At 60.5% G+C, this 17,059-nt stretch carries 12 protein-coding genes; 4 read left to right on the forward strand and 8 right to left on the reverse strand.

Annotated features, from left to right (window positions below):
* Nucleotides 1–145: 145 nt before the first annotated feature.
* The 3 genes from FJ986_RS23505 to FJ986_RS23515 form a co-directional block, all read right to left on the reverse strand.
* Nucleotides 146–2,062 carry a hypothetical protein gene (locus FJ986_RS23505; RefSeq protein ID WP_140675901.1) on the reverse strand — a complete coding sequence of 639 codons (1,917 nt, stop codon included), beginning with the start codon at nt 2,060–2,062 and terminating at the stop codon, nt 146–148.
* Nucleotides 2,063–2,244: 182 nt separating this feature from the next.
* Complete coding sequence (locus tag FJ986_RS23510) at nt 2,245–2,493, reverse strand: conjugal transfer protein TraD (protein WP_140675904.1); 249 nt, start codon at nt 2,491–2,493, stop codon at nt 2,245–2,247.
* A 1-nt stretch (nt 2,494) separates the two neighbouring features.
* The gene (locus tag FJ986_RS23515) at nt 2,495–2,821 is read right to left on the reverse strand and encodes a conjugal transfer protein TraD (RefSeq protein WP_140675906.1); all 327 of its coding nucleotides are present in this window, start codon (nt 2,819–2,821) and stop codon (nt 2,495–2,497) included.
* A 172-nt stretch (nt 2,822–2,993) separates the two neighbouring features.
* On the opposite strand from FJ986_RS23515, the gene traA reads away from it, so the two are divergent.
* Both traA and FJ986_RS23525 read left to right on the forward strand, forming a co-directional pair.
* The gene (traA, locus tag FJ986_RS23520; protein ID WP_140675909.1) at nt 2,994–6,041 is read left to right on the forward strand and encodes a Ti-type conjugative transfer relaxase TraA; all 3,048 of its coding nucleotides are present in this window, start codon (nt 2,994–2,996) and stop codon (nt 6,039–6,041) included.
* A gap of 128 nt (nt 6,042–6,169) precedes the next feature.
* Entirely contained in the window at nt 6,170–6,373 is a 204-nt protein-coding gene (locus tag FJ986_RS23525; RefSeq protein ID WP_140675912.1) for an AlpA family phage regulatory protein, read from the forward strand.
* Here the strand turns inward: FJ986_RS23525 and FJ986_RS30995 are convergent.
* Nucleotides 6,364–6,594, reverse strand: a complete 231-nt coding sequence (locus FJ986_RS30995) for a transcriptional regulator (RefSeq protein WP_246681823.1) — start codon at nt 6,592–6,594, stop codon at nt 6,364–6,366. The genes FJ986_RS23525 and FJ986_RS30995 overlap by 10 nt on opposite strands.
* A 154-nt stretch (nt 6,595–6,748) precedes the next feature.
* Between FJ986_RS30995 and FJ986_RS23535 the strand changes: the two genes are divergently transcribed.
* A complete protein-coding gene (locus FJ986_RS23535; RefSeq protein ID WP_140675914.1) occupies nt 6,749–7,339 on the forward strand; it encodes a hypothetical protein in 591 nt (196 codons plus the stop codon).
* A gap of 49 nt (nt 7,340–7,388) precedes the next feature.
* Here the strand turns inward: FJ986_RS23535 and FJ986_RS23540 are convergent, their stop codons facing one another.
* The 4 genes from FJ986_RS23540 to FJ986_RS23555 all read right to left on the reverse strand — a co-directional run bounded on the left by FJ986_RS23540 (nt 7,389) and on the right by FJ986_RS23555 (nt 15,580).
* The gene (locus FJ986_RS23540; RefSeq protein WP_140675917.1) at nt 7,389–10,445 is read right to left on the reverse strand and encodes an AAA family ATPase; all 3,057 of its coding nucleotides are present in this window, start codon (nt 10,443–10,445) and stop codon (nt 7,389–7,391) included.
* Entirely contained in the window at nt 10,442–11,095 is a 654-nt protein-coding gene (locus FJ986_RS23545; RefSeq protein ID WP_246681824.1) for an ABC-three component system middle component 1, read from the reverse strand. Before FJ986_RS23545 ends, FJ986_RS23540 begins: the two co-directional genes overlap by 4 nt.
* On the reverse strand, nt 11,082–13,511 hold the full coding sequence (locus FJ986_RS23550) for an ABC-three component system protein (protein WP_140675920.1): 2,430 nt from the start codon (nt 13,509–13,511) through the stop codon (nt 11,082–11,084). The genes FJ986_RS23545 and FJ986_RS23550 overlap by 14 nt, the downstream gene beginning before the upstream one ends.
* Nucleotides 13,512–14,446: 935 nt before the next feature.
* On the reverse strand, nt 14,447–15,580 hold the full coding sequence (locus tag FJ986_RS23555) for a hypothetical protein (RefSeq protein WP_140675923.1): 1,134 nt from the start codon (nt 15,578–15,580) through the stop codon (nt 14,447–14,449).
* Nucleotides 15,581–15,913: 333 nt separating this feature from the next.
* On the opposite strand from FJ986_RS23555, the gene FJ986_RS23560 reads away from it, so the two are divergent.
* Nucleotides 15,914–16,942 carry a hypothetical protein gene (locus FJ986_RS23560; RefSeq protein WP_140675927.1) on the forward strand — a complete coding sequence of 343 codons (1,029 nt, stop codon included), beginning with the start codon at nt 15,914–15,916 and terminating at the stop codon, nt 16,940–16,942.
* Nucleotides 16,943–17,059 lie beyond the last annotated feature (117 nt).

The following is a 17,059-nucleotide window of genomic DNA, read 5'->3' on the forward strand; positions in this document are numbered from 1 at the left end:
ATAACGTACTGTTCGGTGTTTGCTCCTTAGCTAGTCCAAGCGCCGGCTTTGGCGCCCGCTTTGCGTCTATTCCGGCCGTTCGACTGACACTTGAGTCTCAATGGGGTATTCTAGCAGCCGCTCGTCCCGGCGACAGTGTGCGCCATCACCAGCGGCCGAACTGGCGCTGCCATTGTGCAAGCGACGCACATGCCTTTTGAAAGGTTTGCTCGTCTTTGACATACTGCAGCGGGCTCGTCCGACCGAGCTCGTCATCGCGCGCTTTCAAGAAGGCGGCCGCGTTCGCTTCGGAAAGGTCCCGTTCGGCCAGTTCGGCAATACGGGACTGATACTTGGCTTTCTCGGCCGCGGCCGCAGCGTCCACTTGACGTTGCCATACATAGGCCTTCAGGGCCTCCCTTGCGCGATTCAACCCCGCTTCGCTGTCTTCTGCGAGCTCGACCAGGGTCATGCCCTCAATGCGATCACGCTTGGTGTGCAGGAAAGCCTCGAGCTCGGCGCCGCTCATTTCCTTCTCCGCATCGATGCATAGCCGGTCACGGCGCGCATGACGGTTGCGCATCGCTTCCTGCAGTTGCTTTTCCCGAAGCGCTTCTGCTTGTTTTGCCATCTGCGTTTGGCGACGCGCGAGAGCGGGCACGACCGGCAGACCAAGCGTCGCCTGTGGAAGGGGGCCGTGACCTTTCAGCATGGCTGCTATGGCGCTGACTTGCCCGGCGATCGCGGCGGCTTCGATGTCTGAGCGGAGCGCGTCTTTATAGGTCAGTCCAGATTCTCGGTGGATCGACTGCAGCCAGGCTTCGCCTGTCATGCCTGCCCGCTCCCCTTCAGGCAGTTCGCCGAGCATCCATTCTATGTCGCGCACCACCGCTTGCATCACGGCCGTTCGTTGCGTCTCCGCGAGCGTGCGGGCCTCCCACCTCTCGGCAAACGGGCTGCTGAGTTCGGCGCCATATCCCCAGTTCACCAGAACTCCCTTTCCCTGCAGATAATCAAGGTAAGCGTCGACTGCTTTCCAGGCAGGAGCGAACCCCGGCTCGAGCGCCGCTACATCTGCCGCCACTTCATTGGAGAGGCGCTGGAACGTCCGCTCGACCAGGCCGCATTTGTCCAGGTAGTTGGCAACGGGAACAGCTTTGCGCGGACCCTGACCGAGCCGTTTGTCGTGGAAAACTTCGGCCAGAATAATGGCCTGCCATACCGACGGCGGCTGGCCGAAGCACGCAAAGCCCGCAACCTTGATGCCGACATGCGCTGCAAGGCCTACCGCCTGCAGCTCCTGCTGCCGAGGAATGCGGGCTGCCAAATTTCCCTGCTTATTTGCCGCCTGGTTGTATTTCGCCGCGATACCTTCAACTCGGCGCCTGTGGCGCTCTGCGGCCTCAGCCCAGCGCCGGTTCTGCCTTTCTTGTCGAGCTGCTTCGTCGACCTCATATTGCGCCTGCGCGGCGTCGATGCCGGGATGGTATAGCCAGCGTCGCCTTGCAGAATGCAACACCTCCTCCGCGACCGTGTCCCGAAGCGCATCACGCGGCAGCTTAGACAGATCGATTTCAACGGCCGGTATTTGGTGCTGACGGAGCCGTTGGATTTTTGCGCCGTCGCTGAAATGCGTGACGGCCACCTCGACAAACAGGTCGTAGCCAAGCGCGCGCACATAGAGATCAGGAATAATCCCCTTGGGGCCGGTATATTCCATGTGATGGAATTCTGTTTCGACCTCCGTCGGAGGCTTCATTACCACGCGCTTTTTGTGATCGAGCGCAATGCGTTCCGGCAGCAGCATTTTCGGGTTGCTGCAGAATACTTCCTTTGCCAACAGATGAAGGACCGTCTCAGGACCGCCGCCGCAAGCCTCGCCCCCATGATGGGCGAAATGCGGCACTTGGTGATCGTCCTTCAGGCGGGCGACGAGGCTCGCATCGCAAGCGGGACAAACACAGCCACAGGCAAGCCCGCGCGCGACCTCGCTGATATGGGCTAAGGACCCGTCCGAGCGTTTGCCATAGACTAGGCGCGCCCGGTCGGTGCCATAGGATTTCTGCGCATCTGGGTGATCCATTCCTGACGATATCCGCATTTCATTTTGTTGGTGCAGAGCCTGCCAAGCGTTAGCTATACGCGCTGGGGAAGAAGATTATGCCGATGACGGATGGGAATGCCACCATTGTCCTCGCCTGCTGGCGCAGCGCGAGTGGAGACCGCTGTCAAGGCTTTGCACAGCCTGCAGCTCTCCTTGCACCGCTATGTTCGCTGGCTCTTTTGGTCTTCACGGCGTTCCGCATCGAATGCCTGCTTCCCCTTCACGGTCCATAGGTTCCGCGGATGCTCGCCCTCGTGGCTCTTGAGTTTCGCGGCGATCCAAAGCAGAGCGCCGTAGATGGTAGCGCGATCGTCATTGGTGAGCTCGACGATGCCTGCCTTGACGACGAGACCGCCGAGTTCGATCAGATGTCGGGTACGCTGGCGTCGCTCGACCTGCCAGGTGCGCATGTCATTGCGAGCCTGTGTCGCTTGCCGGCGATTGTGCGCTGCCCGGTTGTGCTGGAGCGCTACGCCGGTTGCGTTCAGGCGTCGGAGCAGCTCGCCGGGACCGGCTGTCGAAAAACATTACTCCACGCTTGGCCCATGCCTCACGCTTTGAGGTGTCTTTCGTTTCAGCGATTGCGACCAGTGCACCAGCCAGTTCGTCGGTGCTGAGTTGATCGGCGCCGGTGGCGATTACGAGTTCGCCAAGCTGCTGCACCTTGCGGGTTTTGAGCTCGCGCGCCTTGTCTTCCAGTGCCTTCAGTTCGGCGTCGAAGTCACGTGGTTTACGCATGGCAGTATCCATCAATTGTCGATGCGACGATGATAGGCGAGCGTCCGCCGGAAGGCTTCCGGGTTGCCGAGACAGCCCGGGACGGGCTGGTCCATCCCGAGATTTTTTCGAGGGAGGGCGCGCTTATACGTCGTGCCGACGTACGCTTTGCCGTGCAAATGATCTGGGCGCGATGGCGATCTATCATCTTCACGTCAAGGTCATTGGCCGCAAGGCAGGCTCGAGCGCTGTCGCTTCAGCCGCCTACCGTTCAGCTTCGCGATTGCGTGACGAGCGGATCGAACGCACGCATGACTTCTCGGCCAAGCGCGGTGTCGTTCATTCCGAAGTGATGCTGCCGGAGGATGCGCCGGAGGTCTGGAGCGACCGCTCGAGGCTGTGGAACGATGTCGAGGCGTTCGAGGTCCGCAAGGATGCCCAGCTCGCCCGTGAGGTCGAGTTCGCGCTGCCGCGCGAACTCAGCCAGGCGCAAGGCATCGAGTTGGGGCGCGACTTTGTGCAAGCCGAGTTTGTCAGCAAGGGCATGGTCGCCGATCTCAATGTGCACTGGGACAGGGCAGAGGATGGCAGTCCCAAGCCCCACGCTCATGTCATGCTCACCATGCGCTCCGTGGACGAGAATGGTTTTGGTGCCAAGGTTCGAGACTGGAACCGCACGGAGCTGGTTGAGCGCTGGCGCGAGCGATGGGCGGAGCTGGCCAATGAGCGTCTGGCCGAACTCGACATCGACGCCCGCATCGATCATCGCAGTCTGGAAGCGCAGGGCATTGCGCTGGAGCCGCAAACGCAGATTGGTGCGCCGGCGCAACGCATTGAGGGCAGTGGCCTCGACGCTGGGGACTCTGAAGCGGATCGCGCCGAACTGCATCGCGAGATCGCGCGCAACAATGGTGCGCGCATCATTGCCGATCCATCCGTAGCGCTCGACGCCATAACCCATCAGCAATCGACCTTCACCCGTAAGGATATTGCGAAGTTCTCTCATCGGCACAGCGACGGAATGGAGCAGTTCAACGCGGTCGTGGCCGCCATCAGCAATGCACCCGATCTGGTCGAACTCGGCAAGGACGGACGCGGCGATGACCGGTTCACCTCCTGGCAGATGATCGAGACCGAACAGCGCCTTCACCGTGCTGCAGAGCGTATCGATTTGGACGAGCGACACGCGGTGAGTGACGAATATCGTGAGGCAGCGCTGGCGCAGGCTGCGCAACGCGGGCTTATCCTTTCGGGCGAGCAGAGCGATGCGCTTGCGCATATCACCGATGGTCGCGGTCTTGGTGTCGTTGTCGGTTTTGCCGGAACGGGCAAGAGCGCCATGCTGGGCGTTGCGCGCCAGGCATGGGCAGCGGCGGGCTACGAGGTTCGAGGCGCGGCACTCTCCGGCATTGCCGCCGAGAATCTCGAAAGCGGTTCGGGCATCTCGTCACGCACCATCGCCAGCATGGAGCATGGCTGGGGACAGGGCAGGGATCTTCTCACCACGCGCGATGTCCTGGTGATCGATGAGGCCGGCATGGTCGGCACGCGCCAGTTGGAGCGCGTGCTCTCCCATGCGGCGGACGCTGGCGCAAAAGTCGTCCTCGTCGGCGACCCGCAGCAGCTGCAGGCAATCGAAGCCGGCGCTGCATTCCGCTCGATCCACGAACGCCACGGCGGTGTCGAGGTCGGCCAGGTGCGTCGGCAGCGCGAGGACTGGCAGCGCGATGCGACGCGCGATCTGGCAACCGGCAGGATCGGCGCCGCGATCAGCGCCTATGACGCGCAAGGCATGGTGCATCAGGCCGCAACTCGCGATGAAGCGCGCAGCAATCTGGTTGATCGCTGGGATCGCGACAGGCAGGCGCATCCAGAGGCAAGCCGGATCATCCTCACCCACACCAACGATGAGGTGTACGCCCTGAACCATGCAGCCCGCCAGCGCATGCGCGCTGCCGGCGATCTCGGCGACGAGGTTCAGGTGGATGTGGAACGAGGTGCAAGGGCCTTCGCCAGCGGCGACCGGGTCATGTTCCTGCGCAACGAGCGCGGGCTTGGTGTCAAGAACGGCACGCTCGGCATTGTGGAGGAAGTCAGCATCCAGAGCATGGTCGTGCGCACCGATGACGACAGGTCGGTGGGGTTCAACCTGAAAGACTATTCGCACATCGACCACGGGTATGCCGCGACCATTCACAAGGCTCAAGGGATGACCGTTGACCGCACCCATGTCCTGGCAACGCCGGGAATGGATGCACATGGCAGCTACGTCGCTCTGTCTCGGCATCGAGATGGGATGGACCTGCATTACGGCGGCGACGACTTCAGTACGCGGGAGCGGCTGGACCGAACGCTGTCACGGGACCGCGCCAAGGACATGGTGTCGGATTACGGGCAGGTCGACCCGGCGCAAACCTATGCCGAGCGGCGCGGCATCACGTTCCGCGAGCGCGTGGTCGAGATCGTGCGCCGGATCATTCCGGAGAAGCTGCGCGACAGGATCGGCGGATTGCTGGACGGGTTGCGCTCGCCCGCAGACGGCGAGCCCATGCAGGAACGCGGACCTGGGCCGGTAAGGGAGAGTGTTGGGGCGCGGATCGGAGATGTTGGCGCCACGCCTGGAAGAGAAGCTTTTGCTGGGGGAGCGCAGCGCGACGCGAATGTGCCGATGGACGCGGAAACGGCGTTGCGCAGTGCTCGTACGAAAGCGCTTGTGCGTCACGGGCGCGCTATCGACGCGATCCTCAGTACTGGAAATGCTGACGGGCAGGCCAGTCCCGAGCAGATGCGCGAATTGAGGGATGCCCGGAGCGCTTTCGAGAAGGTGCGGCCGTATGGCTGGCGCGATGCCGAGGCGGCCTATGTGAAAAATCCCGAACTTGTCCGCGAGGCGGGGGCCGGCCGCGTCAGCCGCGTCGTGCTTGCTCTCCAGCTTGAGACGGAAATCCGTACCGGTATGGACTTCGATCCCGGCCGCCGCGCCGACCGGTTCGTCGAACGCTGGCAAAAGCTCGACCGTATGGGACGGGAGCAATATCAGGCCGGCGACATGTCCGGTTACAAGTCAACGCGTTCGGCAATGTCCGATATGGCCAAGAGCATCGAACGCGATCCTCAACTTGAATCCCTCCTGGCGAACCGCAAACGCGAGCTTGGCATCTACAGCGATTCCGGCCGGCGCCTCGGCGCGGAACTCGCATTCAGCCATGGCATCGGTAGGGGGCGGGGAATTGGGATCTAATACCCCTCCGATTTGCCGCCGTTTCCACTCCGCAACCGGCTGGGGCGACAAACCTGATTGCCTCCGCCACGGGTTCGTCCTGTCTGTCTCAGCGGATACCAGCAATAACCAGTGAGATGCACTCAGTTATGCCGGAGCCGGATCGCATAATACGTCTCAAAACAGTCCTTGCCAGGACCGGCCTGTCCCGTTCGACCCTCTATCGCAAGATCGCCGAAGGCACGTTCCCGGCTCAGATCAAAATCAGTGTCAACGGAGCGGGATGGAGGGAGTCCGACGTTAATCGATGGATCGCCGACCCCGTTGCATGGCGAAAGGACCGTCAGCTCTGATTGCGAGACAGACGAACGCCGGGGCCACCGCCGTTCTCTGGGATGAACTCGATCCCGGCGGCTTCGAACGTGGTCCGGAGTGCAGAGACTGTAGTGCCCTTGAGTTGTTCTCCGCGCTCAAACCGAGCCACAGTATCGGGTGATACTCCAGCATTCCGGGCCAAGTCCCTCGTCCCCCAACCGAGGGCTACCCGCGCCATTTTGCACTGGATGATGTTCATTTCGTAACATCGATACGATTCATGTTGATCTGCATCATCACTTGAGATATCGTAACCCTGATACGATTATGGGGGTCGCTTACTGCGGCTGCTGATGGTGTTACGACCACCCTCAGCAGCCTTGCCACGCCCCAAGCTGTTAGGAGCTCGGATCATGACTGATTCCGACAATAGCACGACTTTGCCTTCCGTCACGACCAGCCGCCGCGATCGGCAGATCTCAAAAGCGTCTGGTTATTTTGACGATTCGGACCCTGCCATCCTGCTGCAGCGAGAATGGCTGCGGGCACAGCATGTTTCGCAGGTCCTTTGTCGACTTCAGCAGCGTCTAGAAAGGCGCGTGCTCAATGCAGGCGTCCTGGAAACGATGAATCAGGAGGTCGATTATTTGATCGCATGCCAAGCGGAGGTTGAGGCCGCGACAGCGGCCCTGAAGCTTCAAGATCGGCTTCCCCATGTACCAGCGCGGTCGCTTCTGGGCATTGTTGCCAAGCTTGAAATCATTGCCGGCGCAGATCGCGACATTGACGATCCAACAGACTTCCCATGGCCGCACATTTGGTCGGTCCTTAATGATTTGAAGCGAATGGCAGGTAGTCTGCCGATTCAACGGCCTGAGCGATCCGTCGTTCGAACGCAGTGCCGACGGTATCAAGCCATAGCAGCCGACTTGGTCGGCCCCGAAAAGCACGCCGCTAACCACCGATTGGAGCGCAGCCCCTGGGTGGCCACTAACGCGGAGTAGAGGAAGAATCCCAGCTGTAAAGCCAACGTTACTCAAAAGGGAACACGCTCTACGCGACTTTGGAGATCAACCCGCCTTCCCCCTGCGGCACCAAGTCGTGAACATAATAGGGAATACCGGCACTGAGACATTTTCGCCCGAGAAACTCGGCCTCGGAACTGTCGTGCGTGGACAGGATGACCTGATAGCCTAGCTCGCGCACCATCTGCCGAATCAGGTCCATGAACGCGCTCGCGTGAATCACGTCGTTATGTTGAAGAGGATCATCGAGGAGCAAACCTCGCCAGCGGGACCACCCGAACGTCGTGCTGGCGGCGAAAAGGGCGGCTACGCTTAGCGCCGACAGCTGTCCTTCGCTGAAGTAGAGATTGGGGTTCATCTCAAGCTGTGTCACCGTTCCGTCCGCCTCGCTCCGGACGATCCCTGGTCGTAGCTCAGATCGGGTTACATGATGCTCAGCTCGATAGATGATCGAGGCGTCTGCCCAAGTCATTAACGTTCGGGCAAAACGCTGGATCGTCGCGTTGAGCGGAAAAAGCACCTCATCGGCGTATGATTCTGCCCGCTCCTGCAATTGGCTACCTACGGCGTCGATCCGATCGCGAGCCCGTTGAGCGACTTCAAGCGCGCGGTGTGCCTCGTCCACACGCTCCTCAAGCCGCGGTCGAACTTCCAGCTCCGTCGACACATCCTCCTCGCGAGCGATCTCAGCGATCCGTTCCTCCAGCCGGCGCAGTTGCTCGTCGCTCAGCCATTTCCGATAGCCGGCGACCAGCTGCTGCTGCATCGCACGCAACGGCCCAAGCTGCGCCACACGCTCCTGGAATCGGGCACGGTTCTGAGCGACGCGCGCGGCATCAGGCTCGCCGCTCTGGCCGGCATTGGTCCAACGTTTCAGGAGCGCGGCGCGCGCTGCAGCAAGTGCGTCGAGTCGCGCGTTGGATGCAGACTGAGCTTGGGTCTCCCGCGCTTCACTCTCACGGAAATCATCCCGTGTAAGCCGCACATTATCCAGAACGGCTCGATCGCTCGATATACGGCTGGCGAGGTCGGCAAGCTCACGATCGATGCTCGCTTGTTCTGCGTCAAGGTCGACCAGCAGCCCCTTATCGTCAGTCCAAATCCCCGCATGCTGCCGCAAGGCTGCCTGTGCCGCCTCGGAATCCTCGTCGGCAGAATCGCGAGACCGCTGAATCGTGACGCGCTTGGTCAACTCAGCCTTTAAAACGGCTTCAGTCTCTTTCAGACGAACCTCGATCTGTTCGGGCGTCTCGCCGACTGCAAGCTGCGCGTCAAGCGCCATTAGCTCCTGCTCGAGTAGAAGCGCCTGGGATTGGTCATAGATCCCGCTTGCCGACCCACCGGCTTCTACCAGATGCTGACGTAGTTCCTGCTCTCGCTCGCGCAGCGTCGCCATAGTCGCCTGCAGCTGCTCAAGCTCGGCCATTGCGCGGTCGACGGACGCAATCTGCCGCCGCACTTCTTCGCTTTCCATCCGAGCATCTGCCAGTGCCGTCGCCAGTTGCGATGCAGGCCGGGTGTCGGCCGCGCTTTGTTTGCCGGCAAGTTCAACGAGGCGCCCCGGCGGGAATTCCGAGGCGCAGACCGGACAGCTGACGTCGCCGTGAGTTAACCGGTGAGCTATCATTGATACGGCTTCGGCAATGGCCCGCGCGCGATCGTCGTGCGCCCTTAGATCAGCGGTATTTTGCGCGATCGAGGCTTGGGCAGCCGAATCGCGTTTGGCGAGAGCTTCGCGCTGCGCCTGCAGTTCGACAGGTTGTCTGCTCGCAAGAAGAGGTGTCAGTCGGTCGGCCTCAGAGCGGGTGGCCGACAGCTTTCCCGAGATTTCGGCTCTACGCCTAGCAAGAGTGACCTGGTCTGAAAGCGCGCGGCGGTCCGCTCGTTGCGCCGTTGCTCGCTCGAGGCTCTCCCGCAGAGCGACGATGGCGGTTTCAATGCGACCAGTCTCAATGGCGGATCGCGCAAGTTGCTCAGCCGCCTCGGTGCGTCGGGATCGAGAATGCTCCAACTGACGAAGCGCTGTTCGAACTCGCGCGATTGTCACTGAGCGGCCCTGCGCTTGGGCAACCTGTCGTTCGGTGGCCATTAGGCTTGCTGTAGCTCGCGAAAGTGCAGCCTCGACTTCCCCAAGTTTCTCAACGGCTGCGGCCCGGCGCTGCTCGATATCCTGGGCCATGCTGCGAAGCGTGAGCGTCTCAGCGCCGGCGAGATCAAAGTCAGCTGCGATCTTTGCCAGCCCTTCCGCGGCTTCGGCATCGGCGACGCTACGCTGCTCGACCATGCGAAGCAGGTCGGCGAGACCCTGGAGGAGCGATTCTGAAGCAGTGGATGGCTCCGGCATGCTCCAAACCACATCCGGCACCAGCTTGAGGATCTGAGCGCCTGCCAACTCCACCGCTTCCCGAAGCGCCGCCGGTGGAACAGCTTGATCCGAGGAGGATAGCTGTCCCGCGCGATCGCGCTCCGCGAGCAGCGATATCCAAGCCGCGAGCGCGCCGGATGCCTCGCTGAGCCTCTTCGTCCTCTCTTCCAGAGTGCGTGTGAAAGCTCGTCGCACGCCAAGGCCGCTCAGCCGCTCGCGTAACGCGTTTATGCGGTCCACGCCGGCGGGACCCTTTAAAGCCTCCCATTGCTTGTCGGGCTTACGGAGGGAGAAGCGCTGCGTGGCAGCTTGGCCAAGGAAGTGGGTTATAGAGAGGTAGCCATGAAGGTTACTAATTTCCGCCCATTCTGGACGCTTCAACAGCCTCGCGATCGCGCCTTCGTCCGGAACAAAGCCAGCGCCCCGGTCAATCGGATCGCCGTCGCTAAACTGCAGGCTCACACGGTGGCTGTTTTCAGGCGCACCAATGCGGGTCAGTGGATCTGGTTCCTTGCGCCGCGCGTCCATCGGTATGTCCTGGAAGCGGCTGACTTGGTTGGTGAGCGCCCACTCGACGCCATCAAAGAAGCTTGTCTTTCCCAGCCCGTTCGCTCCGGTAATCAGCGTAACCCCCGGCCCGTCGGGTAGCTCGAACGCATAGCTGTCGCCATAGATGCGGAAGTTAGAAAGCTCGACGCTGCGCAAGTAGAGATTGCTCATTCAGGCACCCCCCGCTCCAACTCGATCAGCCGCTCCACGAGTCCGCCGAAGTCGAGATTAGGGTCCTCAACGGCCTCTTCCCACCCGTCGGGGAGGCTAATGTTCGCCATGCTGTCGAGCTGCTGCGTCAGCTGCTTGGCCGGCCACGGTCGAGCGATGAACGTGCGCTCGAAAAAGCCCTTGGCATGCTCGAGCGTAGGCGACCCTTCGAAGAGCCAGACCAGCTTGCGGCAGATTCGGTCGTCGGCCTCGATTTCGGCCGCCATTTGGCGCCAGGCAGGATCCCGCAAAGCTCCGCTAGGGCCTGTCAAAAACAGCTGCAGGTTTGGCGCGTCAGAGCCGAGCCAAGATCGGGCGATGGTTGCCTGGTTACGATACCTCCGCACCTGCTGATCAACACTCGTCTTCAACGCCGACCCAACGAGTGCTCCGATCAACACAGGAATTCTGTCCAAGGTCACTGCGGCGACATACTGCGGGAGATCGTCTTCCCGGCGGCCGAGCGTCCGATCTACGATTGCGTCGCTCAGAAACTCTGAGTTGAACCGTGATCCGCTGAGCTGCGCAGGCGCTTCCGTCACGGTCGCTCCAATAAGGCGTGCGGCGTCGATCATCAGCGGCATCATCGGAGGAGTCTCACGCTGCGTCATCGGCCACCTCCTCCAGAGTCGGAGTGACAGTTTCGGTGCGCCAGCGAAAGATCGACTGAAGATAAGCCCGTAGTTCGAGCTCCCCGACCTCAAGAGCTGCCACGAAACCCTCATCCGCGCCAATTATTAGGGGTCCCTCGCTAGCCGCGATGGTTCCAATTGCTGGCGCATCAGACATGCTTCTATCCATCCTGAGGTCACCTTCGATCATTTGCACGGCCTGACGCAACTGCGAAAGCAGCACCACTCCAGTCGTCCACGTCTGATCCATGGCGTTGCGCGTTCCGAGCATGCGCTCGTTGATCCAGCTGACGCCGCAGCTGTGTCCGGTCATCGCGTGGTAAGCGAGATTTCCTGGATGAACATCTGCGGGGGACATTGGCATGCCCGAGCACACCGCGAACGCAAGCGCGAAGATCGTCGACTTCGTCATGAACGGGCGTAGCGTCTTCAGTCCGAGCCCCACTAGCGCCGACTCGCGTGCCGGCTCACGATCTTCCTGCGAGGTCAGCAAACGGAGGAAGCGTCGGCAGAGCGAGTCGTCTGCGGTCAAAGCAGCCTGCCATTGATTCCACCGTTCCCAAAGGCGTTGCCGAAAAGCAGGCTCTATCGGCCAGCCTATTTGGGCTGCCGCGGGTCCAAGTATGTCGAAAAGAATGGCGTGCAGCTGGCGTAGCACCTCGCGGTCAAGCCGGACCTGGACGGTCGCCGCTAGCACGGGCGCCGCAAGCTCGACAGCAGGACCTTGCAAGGCTACCTCCTGCCACTCTGTGACCAGGCAACTCATCTCGAGGTCGGGCCCTGGCAATCCCTTGCTGGCGCACAGGGTGGCCAAGCCGGTACGCCAGCCCGCGACATCCTTGGTATAGAACGTGAACCCGGTGGCATGTGCTCCCAAGCGAGCCAGCATGGGTGCGAGCGGAGCTGCATCAATCGCAGAGATCGAACAGTGCAGGGCGACGTTTCTTCCTCCCGACCAAATCTGGCCCGCATCGTCCAATCCGACCTCAGATGACCACACAATGGCGCCGGCCTCACCTGGGGAAAGTCCGATAATCAAAGGACCGGCGGCGCCCGGAGGCGCGAGAGGATCGGGCTCTGCAGCCGGCGCAGGAGCGAGACCGGCAAAGCGTGCCGCGGCGCTAGCTGTGAGCGAAGGTGACTCAGGACGGATCGCCGAAAGCGGCGGATTCATCGCACCAGGATAATTGGCAAGGATGTCTTTGAACGGCTCGAGATTGCTTACGGAATCTGGGCCGAGCCGGAGAAAACGGCGGAGCGGCTCGAAGGGAGCCTGACCAACAATTCGGATCTCGCCGCGCTTTGGTATGCCGCCGTCGAACTCAGCGCCTGTCGTGACGGTAATCGCGTTGTTCCCCATCTCGCGGTCAGCCTCGAGCACGAGATAGACGCCCAGCCGATTGTGCAGTGCGCTGGTTTTTCGAAGCAGGCGCGGCTCGCGGGTGTGAAAATGAACGTGGACGCCAGGGCGAAGCCGTCCAGCAATCTCCTGCCACACAAGAGCCGGTATGAGCGGTCCAAGACGGACCCGATACTCGGCGAGGAGATCCAGATCCGCTCCCGCAGCCCAGGCCTCGGTCTCAATCGCCTCCAACTCCGCCCGCGCTGGTCCGAGATCAAGATCCATCAGCATCGCGCCGATCTCGTGATGCTCAAGCGCATTGAACGCCGCCATCAGGAAGTCCACCAGCCCGCCATCACCGTTGCCGGACACGAACAGTATCGGATTTTGGAGCTGCGTATGGATAGGCGCAGCAAGGCCAGAAGGAGACCAATAGGACGGAGTCTCACCATCAAGATGAGCCTCCAGGCCGAAGCCAACGGCCAAAATTACGATATCGTAGATGCGTCCAACGGCTGAGCGTTTGTCGACAACGACTCGTATTGGCCCCAACCTGCTAGGTATGAGATTGGTGACATTATTGTCTGCATGGAGCGTGAGAACGGAATTGTGCCGCGTCGCTTCGAATTCCGCTCGCAGGCTTGCGGCGACGTTACCAGCTGGTCCCGCGGTCCAGTTCATGATCGGCAGCCCGGCAGCGTCCGCGTTAGATCCGACTGCGGGCCAATCGTAGAAGTGCGGATGAAGAAACCGCCTGCTCCCGTGCTGCAGGGCAAGGATGACTGGGCTGCGCTCAAAAAGATCCAGCTTGTCAAGACCGGGGCACGTCCGAGCCAGGGCCACGGCGGCTGTGATGCCAGCGGCTCCTCCTCCGATGATCGCCACCTTTCCGCCCTCAGGTCGAACCAAATTCTCCGAGAGCATGGCATCGACAAGGTTAAGCGCTCGCACCTGCTGCGCGTAGACGGTGACTCGCTTCTCGAAGCTCCCCAGCACGAGAATGCTTTGCGTGCCTGGAATTCTAGCATTGTCGATGATCTGCTGTGGCGTCATGCGCACCAAGCTCGAAAATGTTGGAAGCGGACGTGGGCGCCGGCACGCACTGCCGATGTCGTGTTAGTAGTGGCGTCTCTTTCCATTTTGGCTTGATAGCAAGATGTCACGATTAGTTGAAGGTAAACTTCATTGGATTTGATAGCGGAAGATATGGGTTGATCAAGTTGTGCTTCAGCCGAGAGCCGCCGTGTCGCTTGTCACCCCGTGGCAACCGTGTGGCGGAGGAGACGATAGAAGGGCCGTACGCTGGCTACGTTCTGCATAGCGAGCCAACAATTCGGACTTTCTCACACTGAACCATCGCCGCGAATTTCGCCGCGATAATGTCGGTTTTCGCCGGCGCGGCTGCATCCAGTGCGGCGGCCCAGACCATCCGCCTCCGCCCGATTGTCGCGATGCGCCCGCTATTCCTCGCGCGCTGGAACGATAGGAAAATTCCGGCCCAGCTGCCACGCTTCGAAACAGCGCGCGATTGTGTCGGATGGCGCACGATTCCAAACCGCACCGCAGCACGCGTGTTTCCTGACACCACCAAGGTCAGTTTGGCGGGGCACTGGCGTCTGACTTAATCGGTCTGAGGGCCAGAAAAACAGCTTTGACTGCTTCCGTGGTGCTTCCGTAACGTGTTTATCGACCTCTTCTCGGGGGGAAAAGGACTTGTTCTCGGGGGGAAAAGGACTTGCTAACTAGCTGTTTCCAAACTATAAAACTGGCGCACCGCACCGGGTGCAGATGATAACTACGTCTACGCTATAGCCCTCTAATCGAGGCACGAGCGAATCTCCTATGGGGTGGAAAGCGGTCTGTCCGCTTCCGTGCGCGGCCGGCCTGGCAGCGGAGAGCTGCATCGCCAACTTCAAGGCTTGCGCTCATAGCAATTGGCGGCAAGATTAACGCGAACTTCGCCGGTGCAGCGCTCTTGCCCGGTCAAGTCATCCGTCAACGCCGTCGCGCTGGGCTATGAGGTCGCGGACGAATGCGCGTAGCGCGCCGGAATAGGCAAGATAACCGTCCCGAACCGGCTCGGGATTCAACGCGAATAGATTTGCGGTCAGGGTTGATGCGTCGACCAACGCTTTCGCGATTTGGGCCTTGGGCCGGTCAGCATGAAGCCCGGCGTTCATCTCACTGACTACCCGGTCCACCTCTCGTCCCAAGGTCGACAATGTCGTCTCGTCGCCCACAGTCCGATCCTCGATGAACGCCCACAACCGGTTGCGATAAGCCGCTTGATCAAGGACGCGCTTTCCGCGCTTGGTCTTGATCGCCGGAAATAGCGTATCGGCTAGCTGCTCCAGATACCGTCGGCCGGAGAGCGCGACCTGCGCGATCTCCTCTTCGGTATCAGCATCACGCAGCCGCTCGGCTGCTGCGCCCAGCGCGTTGAACAATCGCGGATTGACGTCCTCGAGCAACATGACAAGCTGATGGGCACCGTCCTCGCCCCCCGGAAGCGCCTCGGCAAGCAAGCTCCGGAACGCGGCGACCCGCTCGAAATGGCGGGGGGTGTCATAGTCGTCGAGGATGGTCCTGCTGGCACCGGTGTCCTCCCAGCCAATGTCGCGGTATCCGTAGCGCCGCATCTGCTTCAGATCGCCATCGTCGCGGCCGTCAAGATTGCCCATCGAATAGAAGCCGCGCAGCCTTGTGCCCTCGATCCGGTATTCTGGTGGCAAACGATTTCTATAAAGCGCCAGATGCGGGCCATAATCGAGATGAACCGACAAGGCACCAACATACCCTTTGTGCGCGCGCAACGCGTCGTGAAGCTCGGCAGCGAGCTCGCGCGGCATGTTCTCGAAGACCATGCCGAAAATCGTTGGAAACCCTTCTTGGAGGCGATCTTCGTAAAACAGGCGAAATTCGCTGTTGTTGAACAGCGCATTGAAAAGTTTTTCTGGGTCTTGCCCGCGCTCAATTCCGACCAAAACGTCGCCGACCGACAGTTTCATGTGACGGCCCGATCGCTGCACGATGCCCGGCGCGAACACCGCTCGCCTGATCGCGTGCCAGTAATTGCCGCTTTGCGGATAGCGGGCCCAATTGAACAACAGGCCAATCATCATAGCTGCGCTTGCCTTTCGTCTGGTCGAGCGAGATGTTTTGGAAGGGTCGTCTGCGGTCAACCGATATCCGTCAGTTAATGTAGCGCACTCTAAGCATGACGCGGACGCCGGATTTCGTCCGCGTAACGTATTCTTCTAGGATGGACTTGGGTAGTTTGAGGCCACTCGCAAAGCTGGCGATCGATGGCAGCTCTTCGATACAAACCTGACTTTCGCTGCGCTAGGTATGAAGTTCTGCTTCCGCAGGCGTCATGACACCCCATCTCGTGAAGCCGAAATGTCGTGCTCCACGCCTCCTCCCAGGTACCGTGTGGGATTGGAAAGGGTAGACTAATGACCAACGACCTTGAGCCTTCGAAGACGGTCGTAGTCTTCAATTGTTGGCAGAGCGATCTTTGCGCTGACACACACCGCAATGCCATCCGCAACGCCCTTCGCAAGGCCGCAAAAGCGCTTCAAAATAAGCTGCCAGGTACAAAGATCGAGATTGATGAAGCTCTACGTGGCAGCAGTGGCGCGCCCAATATTGCCGTTAACGTCCGGGAAAAGATTGAGAAGGCCGATATCGTAGTCGCAGACATCACCACGATCACGCCAATTGGAGCCGAACGACCCTGTCCGAACCCGAACGTCACGTTTGAGTTGGGTCTGGGGGTTGCCACCGTTGGCTGGGCTCGAACGGTGCTGTTCTTCAATGGGCTGCCGCACAAGGGAGAAGTGCCGTTCGACATCGCGCAGAACCGCCTGTCCAGTTACACGATGACGAACAAGTCGGATCAGTCTGGGCGCGACGCGCTAGAGAAACTGGTCGAGAAGGCGCTTCGTGATATCATCGAGCAAGATCCCAAACGGCCAGTGGAGGAACGCGGGCTTTCGCGCCATGAGATCAAACATCAACGCGACGTTCAAATGGTCCGATGGCTCATGGAGCATCTTTACGTTCCAGCGGTATCCCAGACGATCTCAATGCTTCCGAAGCACGTCCTGCACAAACACCTCTGGTTCTACGAACACTTCCGCGGAGTAGCACTTAGCACCTCGTTCCATCTTTACGACGAACGCCTCGCTGAAGCCGTTGCAGCTCTGCGGATTGCGTGGGAGCAGGCTTTTTCGGAGGGCGAAGCCTACACGGACATGGCCGGCGGTAAGGGATACATGTTCAGTAACCAAGTGTCGGGCGGACACGGCGATGTCGGGTCCGCTCGTTGGGATCGCATCGAAGCCGCGAGACGAGACATGCACTCTGCCCTCGACGGCGTTCTTACGCGTATCCGGAAAGACTACATAGAGATCGATATCGATGAGACCGACAAGACTGCTTGGGAGACGTATCGGACCGAGATGGCGGAAATCGACGGTTGAAGGCTCGAAGCGGACATTCGCTTAAAGTCTTCAGTACGACCGCAATGGGATCGGGAGTTGCCGTTTGCTGCCCTTCAAAATTGATCGGGCTGTAGCGCGGAATCGGTGCCCTTCCCG

The sequence above is a fragment of the Mesorhizobium sp. B1-1-1 genome (genome assembly GCF_006442955.1).
Lineage (GTDB): Bacteria > Pseudomonadota > Alphaproteobacteria > Rhizobiales > Rhizobiaceae > Mesorhizobium.